The sequence below is a fragment of the Paenibacillus sp. FSL M7-1414 genome (genome assembly GCF_038003195.1).
Classification (GTDB): Bacteria; Bacillota; Bacilli; order Paenibacillales; family Paenibacillaceae; genus Paenibacillus; species Paenibacillus amylolyticus.
On sequence record NZ_JBBOOS010000001.1, the window covers coordinates 1,853,055 to 1,872,259 of the forward strand.

A 19,205-nucleotide genomic window follows, 5' to 3' on the forward strand; every position below is an offset into this window, starting at 1 on the left:
TTTTCTGAGTCTAACATATCGGCTTTAAGACCAGAATGCAACTGTTGCAAGTGCGACTAAAGTACCTATTGTGGCACCCGCCAGAACATCGGAAGGATAGTGTAACCCCAGATAAATTCGAGAGAATCCGACAATAAGGGCCACAGGCAACAATATTAGCAATAAGATTGGATCAGTGGTCATAAAGGGAACTGTGACCGAAAAAATGGCAGTTGTGTGCCCTGAAGGAAACGAGTGATCCGTCAGGGGATTACGGAACGTAATTGTATCCGGCAAGGCCAGATAAGGTCGAATGCGGGGATACAATTTTTTCGCGATGGCTACAGGGATGTGGCTGACCGCAAGGGCGATACATGCCTGGAGTCCTGTTGTGCTCCATGGAGCTGGAGCAAGCAGCCAGATTAACAACGATATTGCAATAGATGAAGTTGCTCCACCCAGATGGGTGAAATAATACAGCCAAAAATTCATAAAACGATTATGAAGTCGGCCGTTGATCCACATAAAAACATTTCGATCATAATCTTGAAACTTTAAGAATAAACGGCTCATATTGGCCTCCTGCCAGTCAGGCCGCCCGTAATGGCGGCATTATTTCCGGTGATTTTCTGCATCCGGTTTCGTCCTGATTAGTATATAACCGTTTTTCATGAACTTGAGGTTATTTCAGGTATATGTTTATCATATTTTTAAATGTTGTCCTTTTCAAGAAGAACCCATGTAAAGAAAGTGAAATTCATGTTAAAGAGTGGATATATACCCATCTTAACTTTTTGACTTGGGTCAGCCAAAAAAGATACAATGATTCAACATGGCTGAAATGAGGTAAAAAAAATGTGAGTTCTGTTTCAAACTTTTTGAGGTCTGTTTGCGTTATTTGTTATAGAGCCTCTGACGAAGAATAACATGCTGATGAAAAAAGCAGGGACTTTAGAAATAAAAATCAAGTAAACGGCTGAAAATAAGATATAACAGGCATGAATGCGAGGTTGTGGTATCACGAAGTGTCTATTCAGCGTTTAAAGATCACATTTCTGCTTCAGAAAGTGGAATTGGGGTTTTGACAAATGACTGAAAAGGATACAGAATCGATAAAGCAGCCAACTGATAGCAACCAAGCTTTGAAACATTGCCTGATATATTCACGTAGTACACAAAAGAACAGGGTCATATTCTGCAGATCAAAAAAAAATAAATTGCAGAATCAGGAAGAGAAATGCTTGAGTAAACTGGGTTTTGAAAAAAAGGGGGTAACAGAGAACGATGTTGGACGCTATATTCGTCACGATGCAGGTCATTCTGGCACTGCTAGCCGTGTACCAATTCACGTTTTCGCTGTTCGGTCTGATTAAGAAAAAGAAAAAGAAACATTATCCGGCGACAAAATCATTCGCTGTACTCGTCGCAGCACACAATGAGGAACAAGTCATTGGTGCCTTGATGGAGAACTTGAAACAACTTGATTATCCGGAAGATCTGTACGATGTGTTTGTCATCTGTGACAACTGTACGGATGGAACGGCTCAAATTGTCAGAGAGCATGGATTAAACGCCTGTGTACGTACCAATGCCGATTTAAGAGGTAAAGGGTACGCCATCGAATGGATGCTTAAGTACCTGTGGAAATTGCCACGTCAGTATGACGCAGTTGTTATGTTTGACGCGGATAACCTGGTTGACCGTAACTTCTTGCTTGAGATGAATGATGACTTGAACAATGGTTCGCGTGTTATCCAAGGATACATTGATACGAAAAATCCGGAGGATTCCTGGATTACTGCAGCTTACGGTGTATCTTACTGGTACATCAACCGTCTGTGGCAGTTGTCTCGTCATAACTTGAATATGGCGAATTTCCTCGGAGGAACCGGAATGTGCTTTGAGACCAACCTGTTGAAGGAAATTGGTTGGGGTGCAACAAGTCTGGTTGAGGATCTGGAGTTTACGATGCGCAGTGTGCAACGTAATGTGTATCCTGTTTTCAACTATGACGCCAAAGTATTTGATGAGAAGCCATTAACATTTAAAGCTTCAGCGAGACAACGTCTGCGCTGGATGCAAGGTCACTTTACAGTTGCACGTAGATACTTCTTCCCGCTGTTATGGCAGTCCATTAAGGAAAGAAGCCTGGTGAAATTTGACCTTGCTATCTACGGAGCCAATGTCTATGTGGTGTTGCTTACGTTCCTGATGACGGCTGTGATGTGGGTAGACATGGCTATATTCAGTGGTCCGCACATTGCTAATATTTATGGATACTTCCCGTTATGGGTTGGGTTCGTGGCTATTGGTTTGAACATTCTGACGTTCCTGTTGTCCATGGCGCTGGAGAAGGTTACCTTTGCCAAAGTTTATCTATATCTGATTTTGTTCCCGATCTACCTGCTGTCTTGGTACCCGATTACGTTCTACGCTTTCTTTACGCAGAACAACAAACAGTGGAGCCACACTCAACATACACGTGTTGTACGGTTGGATGAGGTACAGAGCAAGCAAGGGTAAGGAACATGCGTGCGATACTTTGTTGACATCTGATATAACAAATGTATAATTTGCGAAAAAAAAGTTGTGAAGAATGTTGACAATGTGTTTCATGGGTGATATAGTATTCAAGTGCCTTAAAACGAATAGTAATGGAATCACAAGCAGAAGTCCGACTTCTCACCTGATCAACAAACATGTTGGCTGGTCAACGATCCCAATAATTTATGAAGTGTATACTCATGAAGAATTGTGTTGATTACAGGGATGTCGGTAGCTTGACCGGCATCCCTTTTATTTTTGTGTAACTGGATATTCAAAATGACCTGGAGGTGGACGATTATTAGTAAAGATCACATGATTAATGATGAGATTCGGGCGAAGGAAGTACGCCTTGTCGGAGCTGAAGGAGAACAAATTGGGATTACGCCCATTCGCGAAGCACTGCAAATGGCGATTGACCTGAATTTGGATCTGGTCAATGTGGCACCACAGGCTAAACCGCCGGTGTGTCGTATTATGGACTATGGCAAATTCCGCTATGAGCAACAAAAGAAAGATAAAGAAGCCCGTAAGAACCAGAAAATTGTTGATATTAAAGAAGTATGGTTCCGTTCCAATATTGAGGAGCACGATTATCAAACGAAGCTTCGTAATGTAGTTAAGTTTTTGAACGAAGGCGACAAAGTGAAATGTTCTGTTCGTTATCGCGGACGTGAAATTGCACATGCCGCGATTGGTCAACGGATTTTGGAGCGCGTTAAGGTAGAAGTTGCAGAACTTTGTACTGTTGAACGTCAACCGAAATTGGAAGGCCGCAGTATGATCATGATTTTGGCTCCTAAAGCCTGATAACATTGGAGGAGGAAACACAAAATGCCTAAAATGAAAACACACAGCAGTTTGAAAGGACGCTTCAAAATTACCGGTTCTGGTAAGGTCCTTCGTTACAAAGCTCACAAAAACCACTTGCTTTCCCACAAATCCAAACGTGCTAAGCGCGTTCTGAACGGTAACCCAGTTATGGCTGCCGGGGATGTTAGACGTTTGAAACAAGGCTTGGCTAACTTGAAAGGCTAATTTTAATTAGTACATTCCGTATGGGGGATCGGCTACGGCCGTACACATACCACGGATACATTTATATTTATTTGGGAGGTTCTTTAATATGGCAAGAGTAAAAGGCGGTTTTGTAGTACGTCGTCGTCATAAAAAGGTTTTGAAACTGGCAAGAGGTTATTTCGGTTCCAAACACCGTATTTTTAAAACAGCTAACGAGCAAGTAATGAAATCCCTGGTATACGCATACCGTGACCGTCGCAACACGAAACGTAACTTCCGCAGACTGTGGATCGTTCGTATCAATGCTGCAGCACGTATGAATGGTTTGTCTTACAACAAACTGATCCATGGTTTGAAACTTGCTGGAGTAGACATGAACCGCAAAATGTTGGCTGATCTGGCCGTTAACGACATCAATGCGTTCAACTCTTTGGCTACTGTAGCTAAAGGCAAAATCAACGCTTAAATTGTATGATACAAGCCGCCGTACCTATATGGCGGCTTTTTTTACGGCTTGGAAGAAATTCGAAGATGAATCTCTGAATGAGTAGAGCGAATAGGCTATAGTCTGGAAGGGAACAATGAAACTAGATAACTGGTGAATAACGATCCATGGGAATACATAAAATACGAACGGTGAAATAATACAAATAAAAACAGGTAAATCCCTCTCATCACTAAAGTTCACGATATGTTTTTGTTATATAACATCACATCGTTGTAACGTTAGTGTGTTAAATCGCTAAATTATTAAGCGTTTTCAATAAAAAAAGAACAAAAATATGTGATTTTTGGTGATGAAACATCTGGATTTTAACACTGGTTGATTGTATAATCACCTCTAGTAGGCTAGTCCTAGATTTTTCTCTCCATGTCATAATGTTCGGTTTTTCGACAGATGATAGGATGCTTCAAGGGTGAGAATGCGCTTTTAATGTCGAAGAAACCATACATTCTGCATAAAAGTCATTCCTGCTATCTGTTAACCGTTCAATTGTAGGCTGGATTGGAATGAGGGATATATCATTAAGGGGGAAAAAGAGAAATGAAAAAGATGCTCAGCTTGTCTTTGGTAATGTTGCTGGCGGTATCGGTTATGCTCGCAGGTTGCGGTAGCAAACCGAAAGAAGAAACAAATGCCGGAGGAGATACAGGTGGCACATCCACTGAAGCGAAATCCGACCTCAAAATCGGTATGGTTACTGACGTAGGTGGAGTTAATGACAAATCCTTTAACCAATCCGCTTGGGAAGCTCTGCAAGCGACTGAAACAGAAACAGGTACTGCTGTTAAATACCTGCAAAGTAAATCCGATGAAGAGTACATTCCTAACCTGAACGAATTCGTTAAAGGCGGATATGATCTGACTTGGGGTATCGGTTTCCAATTGGCTGATGCAATCAAAACTGTAGCTGAGCAAAACCCTGATGCTAAACTCGCGATCATCGACAGTGTTGTTGATGCTCCTAACGTTAAATCCGTAACATTTGCTGAAGAAGAAGGATCTTACCTGGTTGGTGTTGTGGCTGGTCTGACAACAAAATCCAACAAAATTGGTTTTGTAGGCGGTATGGAAAGCCCACTGATCAAAAAGTTTGAAGTAGGATTCAGAGAAGGCGTTAAAGCAGTTAACCCTGATGCTCAATTCATTTCTAACTACACAGGTGCATTTGATAAACCTGACTTGGGTAAAGCAGCAGCAGCAACACTTTACAATGAAGGCGTAGATATTATTTTCCACGCTTCTGGCGCAACAGGTAACGGTGTGTTTAACGAAGCAAGTGCTCGTAAGAAACAAGGTCAAGATGTATGGGTTATCGGTGTAGACAAAGATCAATCTCTTGAGTTTGGTGATGAGATCACTTTGACTTCCATGATCAAAAAAGTTGACGAAGCAGTTAAGCGCGTTAACAAAGAAGTAGTTGATGGTACATTCGCTGGTGGTTCCGAGAACCTGACTTTGAAAGAAAACGGCGTAGGTATTGCTGATACCTCTACTGCCAATGTATCTGCTGATACACTTGCAAAAGTAGAAGAGTACAAAGAAAAAATCATCAGCGGCGAAATCAAAGTTCCTACAGAGTAATTTTGATCTAAGTCGCAAATGAATAATCATTGGGGCCGGTCTTGACCGGCCTTATGATTGCAAGAACAGGAACATTTGATCAAGTCATCATAACAATTGTACAAGGTCACTGTGCACCAACGCTCCGGTAGGAGCTTTTCTTAAGATAATGGAATTGAGTTGTTCTTAATGAGCTGAACCATTCGATTATCGCAAGAAAAACTTCAGCTAAGCGCGGTCTGTCTTCTTTGAAAGTACGTCGATAGACGTTTTTTTTTACGTTTGCGGAACCACACTATATCAGTTATAAGGGTGATTACATGGGTGCAGCAACCCCCGTCGTTGAGTTAAAACAAATTACGAAGCGTTTCCCAGGCATTGTTGCCAACGACGCCATCAGCCTTCAGCTTCGTAAGGGCGAGATCCATGCGCTACTGGGCGAAAACGGCGCTGGTAAGTCAACGTTGATGAATATTGTATTTGGTCTCTATCAGCCAGATGAAGGTTCCATTGAAGTGAATGGCAAGCCTGTCATCATCGACAGCCCTAACCGAGCGATCGATCTTGGCATAGGCATGGTGCATCAGCATTTTAAACTTGTACAGCCGTTCACGGTAACAGAGAACATTATTTTGGGATCTGAACCAACGAAGGGTCTCAATATTAACTATAAAAAAGCAGCCGCTGAAGTTCAGCGTCTTTCCGAACAGTATGGACTGAAGGTGAATCCTCATGCCAAAATTCATGATATTTCTGTCGGAATGCAGCAACGTGTAGAGATTGTTAAAACGTTGTATCGCGGTGCAGACATTCTGATATTTGACGAGCCTACAGCCGTATTGACTCCTCAAGAGATCAAAGAACTGATGATCATCATGAAGAAGCTTGTAGCTGAAGGAAAGTCCATTATTTTGATCACGCACAAACTGAAAGAAATCATGGAAATCTCCGATACGGTAACGATTATTCGTCGGGGTAAAGTGATTGATTCGGTCAAAACTTCGGAAACAAATCCGAATGAGCTGGCAGAGAAAATGGTGGGGCGGAATGTCACATTCAAAGTGGACAAAAAACCGGCTACACCTGGAGCCAATGTGCTCGAAGTCAGTAAATTAACGGCCAAGAATAAAGAAGGTATTTCGGTTCTGAACCAACTTAACCTAAACGTACGTGCAGGAGAGATTGTCGGAATCGCAGGCGTGGATGGTAACGGGCAAAGTGAACTGATTGAAGCTCTTACCGGACTTCGTAAAGTAGAGAGCGGTTCGATTCTTTTGGAAGGCAAGGAGCTGTCCAATCATTCTCCGCGCCATATCTCGGAGTCGGGTGTAGCCCACATTCCGGAAGATCGCCATAAACACGGACTTGTACTTGATTTTTCAGTGAGCGAAAATATCGTTCTGGAATCGTATTATAAAGCACCATACACCCGTAAAGGGTTCCTTAACTTCGATGCCATCAAACAGCAGGCGAAGCGGCTTGTTGAGGCATTTGACGTGCGTACACCAAGCATCGAGACCAAAGCTCGGTCCTTGTCCGGAGGAAACCAGCAAAAGGCCATTATCGCCCGTGAGGTAGATAAAAACCCTGAACTGCTTATCGCTGCGCAACCAACACGTGGTTTGGATGTAGGGGCTATTGAGTTCGTGCAAAAGCAACTGATTGCACAGCGCGACCAAGGGAAGGCTGTTCTGCTGATTTCATTTGAGCTTGATGAGATTATCAATGTATCTGACCGAATTGCAGTTATTTATGAAGGACAGATCGTTGGCGAGGTGCTGCCGGAAGAAACCAATGACAGGGAGCTCGGCTTGATGATGGCGGGCAGCACCCAAAAGAGAGGTACTGCGCATGAATAACGTATTGAGATGGTTTACCCGAGATTCATTTATTTTGCCTGTAGTAGCTATTATTATGGGTCTTATTCTCGGTGGAGTTGTCATGCTGATTGGTGGTTACAATCCAATTGAAGCCTATGGTGCATTGTTCACCAAGGTATTTGGCGACATGTACAACTTTGGTGAAGCAGTACGGGAAATGACGCCACTGATCATGACTGGACTCGCATTTGCATTTGCATCACGTGCAGGGTTGTTTAACATTGGTGGAGAAGGTCAATTTCTCGTTGGTATGACCGCTGCAACATTTGTTGGTGTTAAGTTTGCAGGTTTGCCGATCTACCTTCATGCGCCACTGGCTTTGATTGCCGGTGCATTGTTTGGTGGTCTGTGGGCCGCGATTGCTGGTTATCTGAAAGCAGCGCGTGGGGTCAATGAAGTTATCAGTAGTATCATGTTGAACTGGATTGGTCTATATCTCGCCAACCTTATCGTTCGCCAATTCTTGCTGTTGAAGGGCGAGAATCGTTCCGTGGATATCAGCGAATCGGCTTCGATTAGTTTGACATGGCTCTCTGAGCTGATGGGCAATTCCCGTGTACACATGGGGACGTTGATTGCCCTTGTGATGGCTGTGCTCTTTTATATCTATATGTGGAAAACAAAACAAGGTTATGAAATCCGCGCGGTAGGTTACAACCCTAATGCCGCTGAATATGCAGGTATGCATGTTAACCGGAATATCGTAAAAGCGATGTTTATCAGTGGTATGCTAGCCGGTCTTGGTGGTGCATTCCAGGTTCTTGGTGTGTTCCAATACCAAACCGTAATGTCGGGTTCACCGGGAACAGGCTTTGACGGAATTGCAGTTGCCCTGATTGGTTTGAATCATCCGTTTGGGGTGTTATTGGGGGCAGTGTTGTTTGGTACCCTCACGTACGGATCTGCAGGTATGAGTTTTGCTGCGGATGTTCCGCCTGAGATTATTCGGATTGTGATCGGTTCGATTATCTTCTTCATTGCGGCACAAGGCATCGTGCGCTGGATACTTAAACCGTTCTATTCGAAGCGTAAGAAAGAGAAGGTGTTGTAGATGGACTTGTTGACAATTGGGCAAATTATCAATACGACGCTTGTCTTTGCTACGGCATTGATTTTTGCATCACTCGGCGGAATTTTTTCGGAAAAATCAGGTGTAACCAACCTTGGACTTGAAGGTTTTATGGTCTTTGGTGCCTTTGCAGCTGGAATCGGGGCGCATTATGCTCAAGAAGCGGGCATGGGCGGAACGACATCGGCCTGGATGGGGGTTTTGCTCGCGATTGTATTGGGCGTAATGGTATCTCTGATTCATGCCGTTGCGTCTATCACATTTAAGGCAGACCAGATTATCAGTGGTATCGTCATTAACTTTTTGGCAGCAGGAAGTACGTTGTACTTGGTTAAACTGTTGTTTGAAGGTTCTGGTGATTCACCGTTGGTTCAAGGCTTCAGCAAGTTTGATGTGCCATTGTTGAAAGACATTCCTTTGCTTGGAGAAGCCTTCTTCAAGAACGTATATCCAACAACATATCTGGCCATTCTGTTCGTATTCCTGACGTATTACATCATGTTCAAAACGCCATTTGGTCTGCGCCTTCGTTCTGTAGGTGAACATCCAAGTGCGGCTGATACGGTTGGTGTTAAAGTGCTTCGTTATCGCTATATTGGCGTTATGATCAGTGGTGCGCTTGCGGCTATTGGTGGAGCTGCGATTACGTTGACGACTACGGGTACATTCTCACACAATACGGTTTCCGGCCAAGGTTATATTGCCATTGCAGCTATGATTTTTGGTAAGTGGAATCCGATTGGTGCCTTTGGTGCGGCTGTCTTCTTTGGATTCTCACAAGCGATCCGAAACTATGTACAGTTGTTTGAATGGTCACAAAGTATTCCCCAGGAAATTATTTTCATGTTGCCTTACCTGCTTACCATCATCGTTCTCGTTGCAGCGGTTGGACGTTCTTCGGCTCCGTCTGCACTCGGTGAAGCATATGATCCGGGGAAAAGGTAACAACCTTTTCTATATCAGTTTAGCTATTCAGAGTTTTGATAAAGGGTCCGCCTTGTGCGGGCCTTTTTTGTTTTTTTGAGCGTCACCAAGCCACTTTTTCACGTTTAACTTGGTTCTCGTGCAGATACCCATATTTTCAGGTAGGGACAAAGAAACAGGCGAATTCAGTGATGGACGAATACACTGTTTTGAACGATCCGAGGAGGAGGGGAAAGTATGAAACAACAAGTTACGCGTGATGAAGCGATGAAATTAATAGGCAAAAATATTGTTGCAATCAAAAAAGACGGCACTCGGGTTACGGGAAAGCTGTTGAAAGTATCGGGCAACAAACTGGTACTCAAGCGTTTGAATGGCAAAAAAGTACGTACAAAAGCGATTCTGCCACTGGTATTGTTTGATCTGCTCGCTATTGCCACACTGCCTTATGCTTATGGAGGTGGTCCCGGCTTCGGTCCCGGATATGGACCTGGACCAAAACCAGGCCCTGGATATGGTCCAGGCTACGGACCGGGATATGGACCTGGTCCTGGATTCGGCCCTTATGGTCCAGGTCCACGCCCACCAGGATTTTTCTAGGACATTCTATAATGTTTTTTCCAATTCGTAGCAGCGGCTTATCATGATGTATCGAATCGCGCTGTATCCATTTTTTTGATAAAACTGAAGCCCTTTGGTATTTCCCTCATCCACCATCACTTTAGATCTTCGACAACCCCGAGATACCGCAAAGCTCTCTGCTTTGAGCAACAAAGTTTGCCCGTAACGTTTGCGTTGTTCTTTCGGACTAACGGCCATCATATCGACATAGAGCAATTCCCCATGCATGAGAAAATGGATGAATGCCACAGCAGCTTTGTCTGGCTCCGGCGAGACAACAAAGGTCATGCCCCTGTTCATTCGCAGGGGTATTTCTTTGCGGATTTTATTAATTTCCTTTTCGCTCATATGGGATAAAGGAACAAGTTGAGTGTCAATCAGCTTCATGATGGCGCCATCATCCAGCTTGGATGTGCGTTGCCGAATCACCATGCGGAGCCTCCTTTCAGGACCAGTCGTGCTGCTCGTATATCCTATGCCCGAAGCAAGATAAAAGGTGACTGAATGAAGCGCTAGGATTAGGGCAACCTTATAGGCTGAAGAGGGAGGAAGGAAGGTTCTCTGAATTTTTATGCAAAACAGGTATTGACTTATCGGTTGGAGGAATCATATAATGTTCCTAACATTTAACGAGAATATTTCATCGGCTATGAAGAGGACGAAGTTTTAAGGGCTCTTTTGCTCAGAGAGTGGCTGGAATTGCTGAAACCACCACCATTATCCCTTATATACGAGCTCACCTCGGAGCTGTTTTCCTGAAAAGCACTGGATGTCACTCCTTTCGCGTATTAGGGAAAATCGTATGTCTGCGTTACAGACAACAGGTATGGGAAACGACTATGTTCGTTTGAGCTATTCGTTTTGTTGTACCTGGTAAGGTCCGTTATTGCGAAATTTCGGGCAAAGTTGGGTGGTACCACGGAAGCGATAACCTTTCGTCCCTCGCAAGCATGAACTTGTTTGCAGGGGATGGAAGGTTTTTTTTGTAACTTTAAATGTCAGAATGGTGTAAATTCCGAGAGGAGGATGACTAATGGGAGCTCAAATTCCAGAAGTACGATCGACAGATGAATTACGTGAAAAATGGATGAAGCCGGAGGTCATTAGCGGTTCCGAGATTCTGCTGAGAAGTTTGTTGCTTGAAGGTGTGGATTGCGTATTTGGTTACCCGGGTGGCGCAGTGTTGTACATTTACGATGCAATGTATGGTTTCGAGGATTTCAAACACGTCTTAACCCGTCACGAACAAGGTGCAATTCATGCAGCTGACGGATATGCACGTGCAAGCGGCAAAGTTGGTGTTTGTATCGCTACCTCCGGGCCGGGAGCAACCAATCTGGTTACTGGAATAGCCACGGCATATATGGATTCTGTGCCGCTGGTTGTCATTACGGGAAATGTTAATTCCAGCCTGATCGGCTCGGATGCTTTCCAGGAAGCGGATATTACCGGGATTACAATGCCGATCACCAAACACAGCTATCTGGTAAAAGATGTTAAGGATTTGTCGAGTATCATTCATGAGGCATTCCATATTGCCAACACCGGCCGTAAAGGTCCTGTACTGATCGACATTCCGAAAGATGTCTCAGCCAACAAAACCTTGTTTGAACCAAGTACTGAACCTGTTACATTAAGAGGGTACAATCCACGGACAGTACCAAACAAACTGCAGGTTGACCGTTTGGCTCAGGCCATTCAGGAAGCAGAACGTCCAATGATTCTGGCCGGTGGCGGTGTGGTATACTCGGGAGGACATGAAGAACTGTTCGAGTTTGTTGAGAAGACAGGTATTCCGATTACGACAACCCTTCTGGGGCTTGGTGCATTCCCAAGTGGGCATGAACTATGGACAGGGATGCCAGGAATGCACGGAACATACACATCCAACCTGGCCATCCAACAGTCGGATCTGCTGATTAATATCGGCGCACGATTCGATGATCGGGTAACAGGTAAGCTGGACGGATTCGCTCCACATGCCAAAATCGTTCATATCGATATTGATCCGGCTGAGATTGGTAAAAACATTGCAACCGATATTCCAATCGTTGGTGATGTGAAGACCGTACTTGAAATAGCCAACAAAGAAGTTGGACGTGCAGAGCGTGCAGATGCATGGAGAGACCAGATCAAACAGTGGAAACAAGAGAAGCCATACAGCTATACGGATTCAGACGAAGTGCTGAAACCGCAGTGGGTTGTTGAAATGTTGAATGATACAACCAAAGGTGAAGCGATTGTGACTACGGATGTGGGACAACATCAGATGTGGGCGGCACAATATTACAAGTTTAATCAACCACGTTCATGGGTAACTTCGGGTGGTCTAGGAACGATGGGCTTTGGATTCCCTTCTGCAATTGGTGCTCAGATGGCCAATCCGGACAGACTCGTTATCTCCATTAACGGTGACGGCGGAATGCAGATGTGTTCCCAAGAACTCGCAATCTGTGCCATTAACAATATACCGGTAAAAATTGTGATCATTAACAATCAGGTACTTGGAATGGTTCGCCAATGGCAGGAACTCATCTATGAGAACCGTTACAGCCACATTGATCTGGCAGGAAGCCCGGATTTTGTAAAACTGGCTGAAGCATATGGCGTGAAAGGATTGCGTGCAACGAATAAGGAAGAAGCAGCGCGTGCTTGGCAGGAAGCTTTGGATACACCAGGACCAGTCGTTGTAGAATTCGTAGTACGCAAGGATGAAAATGTGTATCCAATGGTTCCGCAGGGAGCAACAATTGATCAAATGCTGATGGGGGATGCTGACGAATGATTAGACATACGATTTCAATATTGGTAAACGATCAGCCAGGCGTCCTTCAGCGTGTATCAGGGTTGTTCGGTCGACGCGGATTTAACATTGAGAGTATTACCGTAGGTCAATCGGAAGAACCTGGACTCTCCCGGATGGTTATTGTCACCATTGGTGACGATAAAACGCTGGAGCAGATTGAGAAACAATTGTACAAAATCATCGATGTTATTAAAGTGGTTGATTTCAGCCTGAAACCGATGGTAGCCCGTGAACTCGCTTTGATTAAAGTGAAAGCAGAGCCTTCCGAGCGTCCTGAAATTCTGGGTGTGGTAGAAACATTCCGCGCATCCGTTGTAGATGTTGGTCCAGGCAGCCTGATTGTGCAGGTAGTCGGAGATACGGACAAAATTGATGCTATGATTGAATTGCTCAAGCCATATGGTATTCGCGAATTGTCCCGTACAGGCATAACTGCATTGGTACGCGGCAACGTATAAAGTTATAATGAATGAAGAGGGACGACGGTTAGCTAACATATACAGTTGATCTTATGTGAGTGTCAGTCCCTTAACAGTTGTAATTTAACATTTTAGTGATGTAACGCTTGAAAATATAGCTACATTCCCGCATTAATGGGCGGGTGTCTGAACGGATCGGATCAGACCAGAGATGCTTTTGACACTCCAAGCGAGGCGGTCCCTTGAGACACCCGCTCATTAATGAAGGGTTCTTTACAATACAAAGGAGGACTTATAAACATGCCAGTAACTACTTATTATGAACAGGATGCAGAGCTTAACGTATTGAAAGGAAAAACGATCGCGGTAATCGGTTATGGTAGCCAGGGCCACGCCCAAGCTCAAAACCTTCGTGATAGTGGATTGAACGTAGTCATCGGACTTCGTGAAGGTAAATCCTTCGACACTGCAAAAAATGACGGATTTGAAGTTCTGTCCCCGGCTGAAGCAACAAGCCGCGCAGATGTAGTTCAAATCTTGCTGCCAGACGAAACTCAAGCTTCTGTATACAAAAACGAAATCGAACCAAACCTGAAAGAAGGCGCTGCATTGCTCTTCTCACACGGTTTCAACGTTCATTTCGGTCAAATCGTTGCTCCAAAAAACAGCGATGTATTGCTGGTAGCTCCTAAGTCCCCTGGTCACATGGTACGTCGTACTTATGTGGAAGGTTTTGGTGTACCGGGCCTGATCGCGATTGAGCAAGATGCAACGGGTAAAGCTAAAGAAATCGGTTTGGCTTATGCTAAAGGTATCGGTTGTACACGCGCAGGGGTTATCGAAACTTCCTTCCGTGAAGAAACAGAAACAGATCTGTTCGGTGAGCAAGCTGTTCTGTGTGGTGGTGTAAGTGCATTGGTAAAAGCTGGATTCGAAACATTGACAGAAGCGGGTTACGCTCCTGAAATGGCATACTTCGAATGTCTGCACGAACTGAAGCTGATCGTTGACATGATGTATGAAGGTGGACTTTCAAGCATGCGTGATTCCATCAGTAACACAGCTGAGTACGGTGACTATGTAACTGGACCTCGCGTTGTAACTGAAGATACGAAGAAAGCAATGAAAGAAGTCCTGACAGATATCCAACAAGGTAAATTCGCACGCGACTTCATTCTGGAAAACCAATCCGGACGTGCATTCTTGACAGCAACTCGTCGTAACGAAGCTGAACACCCAATCGAAGTGGTTGGCGGACAATTGCGTGAGATGATGCACTGGATCAAGAAGTAAGCATTAACTTCTAGAACATGCACTTTAAGGTATTCAAGTAAACTTAGAGCTTTAACTGGGAATAGCGGCCGTGCTTATGCGTGAGCCGCTATTGCTGGTTCAGAGAAACATATATAACAAGTACAGGAGGTGCGAAGCGTGCGTAAAATCTATGTATTTGACACAACGCTGCGTGATGGAGAGCAATCCCCGGGAGTCAATCTGAACACTCGTGAAAAGGTGGAAATTGCCCATCAGCTCGAGCGGCTTGGCATTGACCGGATGGAAGCGGGTTTCCCGGCGGCATCTCCAGGTGACCTGGCAGCTGTCAATGCAGTAGCAAATGCGGTCAAAAATGTGACTGTAATTGGCTTGTCCCGTTCCAGAGAGCAAGACATTGATGCGGTTAAGGAAGCACTTAAAGGTGCACAGGACCCATGCATTCACGTTTTCCTGGCAACTTCACCTATTCACCGCCAACATAAATTGCGCATGGACAAAGCGCAGGTACTGGATACAGCTCGTTCCGCGATTCGTTATGCAAAGAAAACATTCTCGAAGATTGAATTCTCACTTGAGGATGCAGGTCGTACTGAGTATGATTTCCTCGTGGAAATGGTGAATATGGCTGTTGAAGAAGGTGCAGCTGTCGTGAATATTCCGGATACGGTTGGTTACCTGAGCCCATATGAATACGGAAACATTTTCAAACATCTCAAGGAGAATGTACACGGTATTGAAAAGGTACAGCTGAGTGCCCACTGCCATAATGACTTGGGTATGGCGACGGCCAATACACTTGCAGCCATTCTCAACGGAGCCGATCAGATCGAAGGTACGATCAATGGCATTGGTGAACGTGCCGGAAACACGGCGATCGAGGAAATTGCTATGGCGCTGGAGACACGTCAGGAATTTTTCCAGGCGAAAACATCGCTGCAGTTGTCTGAGATTGCACGGACCAGTCGTTTGGTTAGCCGTTTGACAGGTATGGTTGTGCCTGGAAACAAAGCCATTGTTGGGGCAAATGCCTTCGCACATGAATCCGGCATTCACCAGGATGGTATGCTGAAGGAAAAAACAACGTATGAGATCATGACCCCAGAGTCCATCGGTCTGAAGGAAAGTAAACTTGTACTGGGTAAACATTCTGGTCGTCATGCTTTCCGTGAACGGTTGATTGATCTGGGATATGAGCTGGAAGAAGAAGCATTGAATCGGGCTTTCGCCCAGTTCAAAGATCTGGCTGATAAGAAAAAAGAAGTTACTGACGAAGATCTGCTTGCCGTAATTGAAGAGAAATTGCAGGATGCACCTGAGGTGTATAAACTGGAATCCATCTTCGTAACGTACGGAGACGAATCAGTACCAACGGCCAAAGTCCGCATTGCAACGCTTGACGGGGATACGATTGAGAAGCAAGCAGAGGGTAACGGATCGGTAGATGCAATCTACAATGCGATTGACCAAGTGAGTGGGGAAGACGTAACGTTGTCTGACTATTCCATCAAATCGGTAACGCATGGTAAGGATGCATTGGGTGAAGTGCATGTTGTGCTGACTCAGAATCAGGTTTCGGTACAAGGACGTGGCGTAAGCACAGATATATTGGGTGCAAGTGCACGTGCCTATGTAGACGGCCTGAATCAATTGATTGAGAAGCGCAAGACATATACGAACCGTGTAAACGTTAACCTGTAGGCTCCGATGTAAGAAGCACGCACCCTTCATTGAACTTAACTATAAGCCGAGATACATGTATGCTGCTAGAATGATCAATCTTTAATTTAATGGATATAGAAGATCGTTCGGCTTGCTTTGTTACGTTTAGTGAGGTACGTAAAGAGTCTGACTCTCCTGTGGAGGGTCAGACTCTTTTGCTTGTATTTGAGCATTTTGCATAAATCCTCTAAGCGTCTTCCAATCAGCAAGATATAGATCGAAATGATTCTGTTCGTCTATACCTTGGTTGGATCAGGATGCTTCTTCCTGTCCAACTCTTGTACCCGTGAGCGGTATGATTCGAATTATGCAGAATGCTGATTTATATAATTATGGCAGTGAAACACAATGCATATTATACGGTTATCATTACATTGACTTACGCTTTCAATCTATTACCATGCGTATGCATTAGGTGCATGTCCACCTGGGCCCGGAAAAATCTCATCCAGACGTTTGAGCACAGCTTCATCCAAAGTCACGTCCAGACATTTGAGTGCGGTCTCAAACTGCTCCAGCGTACGCGGTCCGATAATCGGGGCGGTCACCGCCGGATTGGCTGCAACCCATGCCAAAGCCACCGTATCCTGTGGTTCACCGAGATCACGACACAGTGCGGCAAAGTCTTCAAGCTGAGTTTGCTGCTGCTCGATCCGTCCAGCGATGCCCCCGCTGCGTGTTCCTTCCAGCTTTTGCAGAGCGTTACGTCCCAGTAACCCACCATCCAGTGGACTCCATGGAATGACGCCGAGGCCCAGCTCTTTGGCTGCGGGCAGTACTTCCAACTCAGGCAAACGACAGTTGAGACTATATTTATGTTGTTCGGAAACCAGGCCGAGGAAATGACGATTTTTGGCTTCACTTTGAGCGATTGCAATCTGCCATGCAGCAAAGTTACTCGATCCTACATAACCGATTTTACCCTGATGAACGGCATTCTCGAACGAACCCCACAGCTCGTCCCACGATATGGCAGGGTCTACATGATGCATCTGGTATAGCTCGATATGATCGGTCTGTAAGCGGCGGAGGGAACCCTCCAGATGCCGTCTGATTTTGTAGGCGGAGAGGCCAGCTTCGTTGTTGGGGCCATCTGTATCATCATGCATGGAGCCATAGACTTTGGTGGCCAGCACTACTTTTTCACGTCTGCCCCCACCCTGATTGAACCAGCGTCCGATAATTTCTTCGGTAAGGCCGGAATTTTCACCCCAGCCGTAGATGTTAGCGGTATCAAAAAAGTTCACGCCTGCATCGAGTGCTGCGTCCATAATGCGGAAAGCTTCTTTTTCATCTGTAGCAGGCCCGAAATTCATGGTACCGAGACAGATTCGGCTGACCTTGAGGCCTGATTTACCCAAATACGAATATTGCATGTTGCTTATCCCTCCTGCGTACCTGATTTGAATTCAGCTATATTTTAACCCAGCCGGGAGGTCAGAACAACTTGGAAAGGCCAATCTCTATTGGCTTATAGGTAAAATCTATTAAAGTCATAGATTGTATATCTTGGTCAAATGACCTTGGAATATGATACAAAGGAGAGAGTTAATATGAGACGTTACTTTATGAATAATTAATGAATGAAATATAAGGAGTGGACAACCCAATGGCAGACGTGAAAAAAATTGCAGTTATTGCAGGTGACGGAATTGGCCCTGAAGTCGTAGCTGAGGCTGAGAAAGTTCTTAAACGTACGGAGGAAGTATTCGGTTATCGTTTTGAGACAGAGCATGCGTTGTTTGGCGGAATCGCGATTGATGAGAAGGGTACGCCTCTTCCTGAAGAAACACTGACTGTATGTAAAAGTGCAGATGCAGTCCTGCTTGGAGCGGTTGGTGGTCCAAAATGGGATAACAACAGCAAGGAGCTTCGCCCGGAAACAGGCCTGCTGGGTATTCGCAAAGCACTTGGATTGTTCTCCAACCTGCGTCCGGCTGTTGTATTTGATTGCTTGAAGGATGCTTCAACTCTGAAACCTGAAGTACTGGAAGGTACAGATCTGATGGTGGTACGTGAGTTGACAGGTGGGATCTACTTCGGTGAGAAATTCAGACGTGAAAGTGCACAGGGCGAAGAGGCAGTAGATACGTGTGCATATAATGTAACAGAAGTGGAGCGGATCGTTCGTCAGGCGTTCGAAATCGCGCAAGGACGTCGCAAAAAGCTGGCTTCTGTAGACAAAGCCAACGTATTGGAAACTTCCCGTCTCTGGCGTGAAGTCGTGAACCGGGTAGCACCGGATTATCCGGATGTTGAACTGGAGCATGTACTGGTAGACAACTGCGCGATGCAATTGCTGCGTCGTCCGTCCAGCTTCGATGTCATCGTAACGGAAAACATGTTCGGAGATATCTTGAGTGATGAAGCAGCGATGTTGACAGGTTCCATCGGTATGCTCGCATCTGCATCACTGGGAGAGGGCAGCTTCGGACTCTATGAACCGGTACACGGTTCCGCACCGGATATCGCAGGTCAAGGCCTCGCTAATCCGATTGCAACCATTCTCTCTTTGGCGTTGATGTTCCGTACAACCTTTGGTTATACAGAAGGTGCGGATGCCATTGAAGCAGCTGTGTCGGATGTATTGAATGCAGGACACCGCACGAGTGATATTGCTGTAGACAAGAGCACAGCGATCAGCACGACCGAAATGGGCGATTTGATCGTGGCGGCTATTCAGAAACAGGCGTAATTATATTACCAACTACAGGCAGCCCTTTGTTTCCAGTTATGGAATGTACAGAGGGCTGTTCCTTTATCATTTTTGCTACGAAAAATCCTTATTTATAATGATTATAAAAAAATAATGTTTATAATCTTGACTTTGGGAAGTCCGGATGATAACATTTTACTTGTACTTGTTATCAAGGTTCAAATCATT

The 19,205-nt window shown here is 44.9% G+C and carries 17 protein-coding genes; 14 read left to right on the forward strand and 3 right to left on the reverse strand.

Going from position 1 to position 19,205, the window contains the following annotated elements; genetic code table 11:
* Positions 1-24: 24 nt before the first annotated feature.
* On the reverse strand, positions 25-552 hold the full coding sequence (locus tag MHH92_RS08525; RefSeq protein WP_017689668.1) for a phosphatase PAP2 family protein: 528 nt from the start codon (positions 550-552) through the stop codon (positions 25-27).
* Between the two features lie 711 nt (positions 553-1,263).
* On the opposite strand from MHH92_RS08525, the gene MHH92_RS08530 reads away from it, so the two are divergent.
* The 9 genes from MHH92_RS08530 to MHH92_RS08570 all read left to right on the forward strand — a co-directional run bounded on the left by MHH92_RS08530 (position 1,264) and on the right by MHH92_RS08570 (position 10,081).
* Entirely contained in the window at positions 1,264-2,502 is a 1,239-nt protein-coding gene (locus MHH92_RS08530) for a glycosyltransferase family 2 protein (RefSeq protein WP_036610177.1), read from the forward strand.
* A gap of 336 nt (positions 2,503-2,838) precedes the next feature.
* Entirely contained in the window at positions 2,839-3,333 is a 495-nt protein-coding gene (gene infC, locus MHH92_RS08535) for a translation initiation factor IF-3 (protein ID WP_017689666.1), read from the forward strand.
* Positions 3,334-3,357: 24 nt separating this feature from the next.
* Positions 3,358-3,561 (forward strand): 50S ribosomal protein L35, encoded by a 204-nt coding sequence (rpmI, locus tag MHH92_RS08540; protein ID WP_017689665.1) that lies wholly within the window; start codon positions 3,358-3,360, stop codon positions 3,559-3,561.
* An 88-nt stretch (positions 3,562-3,649) separates the two neighbouring features.
* Positions 3,650-4,009: a 50S ribosomal protein L20 gene (rplT, locus tag MHH92_RS08545; protein ID WP_017689664.1), complete on the forward strand. Its 360-nt coding sequence runs from the start codon at positions 3,650-3,652 to the stop codon at positions 4,007-4,009.
* A gap of 579 nt (positions 4,010-4,588) precedes the next feature.
* A complete protein-coding gene (locus MHH92_RS08550) occupies positions 4,589-5,629 on the forward strand; it encodes a BMP family lipoprotein (protein WP_076252456.1) in 1,041 nt (346 codons plus the stop codon).
* Positions 5,630-5,928: 299 nt separating this feature from the next.
* Entirely contained in the window at positions 5,929-7,467 is a 1,539-nt protein-coding gene (locus MHH92_RS08555; RefSeq protein ID WP_036610171.1) for an ABC transporter ATP-binding protein, read from the forward strand.
* On the forward strand, positions 7,460-8,539 hold the full coding sequence (locus MHH92_RS08560) for an ABC transporter permease (protein ID WP_076252454.1): 1,080 nt from the start codon (positions 7,460-7,462) through the stop codon (positions 8,537-8,539). Before MHH92_RS08555 ends, MHH92_RS08560 begins: the two co-directional genes overlap by 8 nt.
* Positions 8,540-9,502: an ABC transporter permease gene (locus MHH92_RS08565; RefSeq protein ID WP_036610165.1), complete on the forward strand. Its 963-nt coding sequence runs from the start codon at positions 8,540-8,542 to the stop codon at positions 9,500-9,502.
* 216 nt (positions 9,503-9,718) lie between these two features.
* A complete protein-coding gene (locus tag MHH92_RS08570; RefSeq protein ID WP_339188654.1) occupies positions 9,719-10,081 on the forward strand; it encodes a hypothetical protein in 363 nt (120 codons plus the stop codon).
* A 6-nt stretch (positions 10,082-10,087) separates the two neighbouring features.
* Here MHH92_RS08570 and MHH92_RS08575 read toward each other — a convergent pair whose 3' ends face one another.
* Positions 10,088-10,531, reverse strand: coding sequence for a GNAT family N-acetyltransferase (locus MHH92_RS08575; protein WP_036611020.1), 444 nt, complete (start codon positions 10,529-10,531; stop codon positions 10,088-10,090).
* A 604-nt stretch (positions 10,532-11,135) separates the two neighbouring features.
* Between MHH92_RS08575 and ilvB the strand changes: the two genes are divergently transcribed.
* The 4 genes from ilvB to MHH92_RS08595 all read left to right on the forward strand — a co-directional run bounded on the left by ilvB (position 11,136) and on the right by MHH92_RS08595 (position 16,300).
* A complete protein-coding gene (gene ilvB / locus MHH92_RS08580; RefSeq protein ID WP_036610160.1) occupies positions 11,136-12,887 on the forward strand; it encodes a biosynthetic-type acetolactate synthase large subunit in 1,752 nt (583 codons plus the stop codon).
* A complete protein-coding gene (gene ilvN / locus MHH92_RS08585; RefSeq protein ID WP_024628317.1) occupies positions 12,884-13,366 on the forward strand; it encodes an acetolactate synthase small subunit in 483 nt (160 codons plus the stop codon). The genes ilvB and ilvN overlap by 4 nt, the downstream gene beginning before the upstream one ends.
* A gap of 261 nt (positions 13,367-13,627) precedes the next feature.
* Positions 13,628-14,620 carry a ketol-acid reductoisomerase gene (ilvC, locus tag MHH92_RS08590; RefSeq protein ID WP_036669754.1) on the forward strand — a complete coding sequence of 331 codons (993 nt, stop codon included), beginning with the start codon at positions 13,628-13,630 and terminating at the stop codon, positions 14,618-14,620.
* A 138-nt stretch (positions 14,621-14,758) separates the two neighbouring features.
* Entirely contained in the window at positions 14,759-16,300 is a 1,542-nt protein-coding gene (locus tag MHH92_RS08595) for a 2-isopropylmalate synthase (RefSeq protein WP_036610154.1), read from the forward strand.
* A 416-nt stretch (positions 16,301-16,716) separates the two neighbouring features.
* On the opposite strand, the gene MHH92_RS08600 is transcribed toward MHH92_RS08595, so the two are convergent.
* On the reverse strand, positions 16,717-17,697 hold the full coding sequence (locus tag MHH92_RS08600; RefSeq protein WP_036669756.1) for an aldo/keto reductase: 981 nt from the start codon (positions 17,695-17,697) through the stop codon (positions 16,717-16,719).
* A 233-nt stretch (positions 17,698-17,930) separates the two neighbouring features.
* Here MHH92_RS08600 and leuB point away from each other — a divergent pair, with 233 nt between their 5' ends.
* Entirely contained in the window at positions 17,931-19,016 is a 1,086-nt protein-coding gene (gene leuB, locus MHH92_RS08605) for a 3-isopropylmalate dehydrogenase (RefSeq protein ID WP_036669759.1), read from the forward strand.
* The last annotated feature ends 189 nt before the right edge of the window (positions 19,017-19,205 follow it).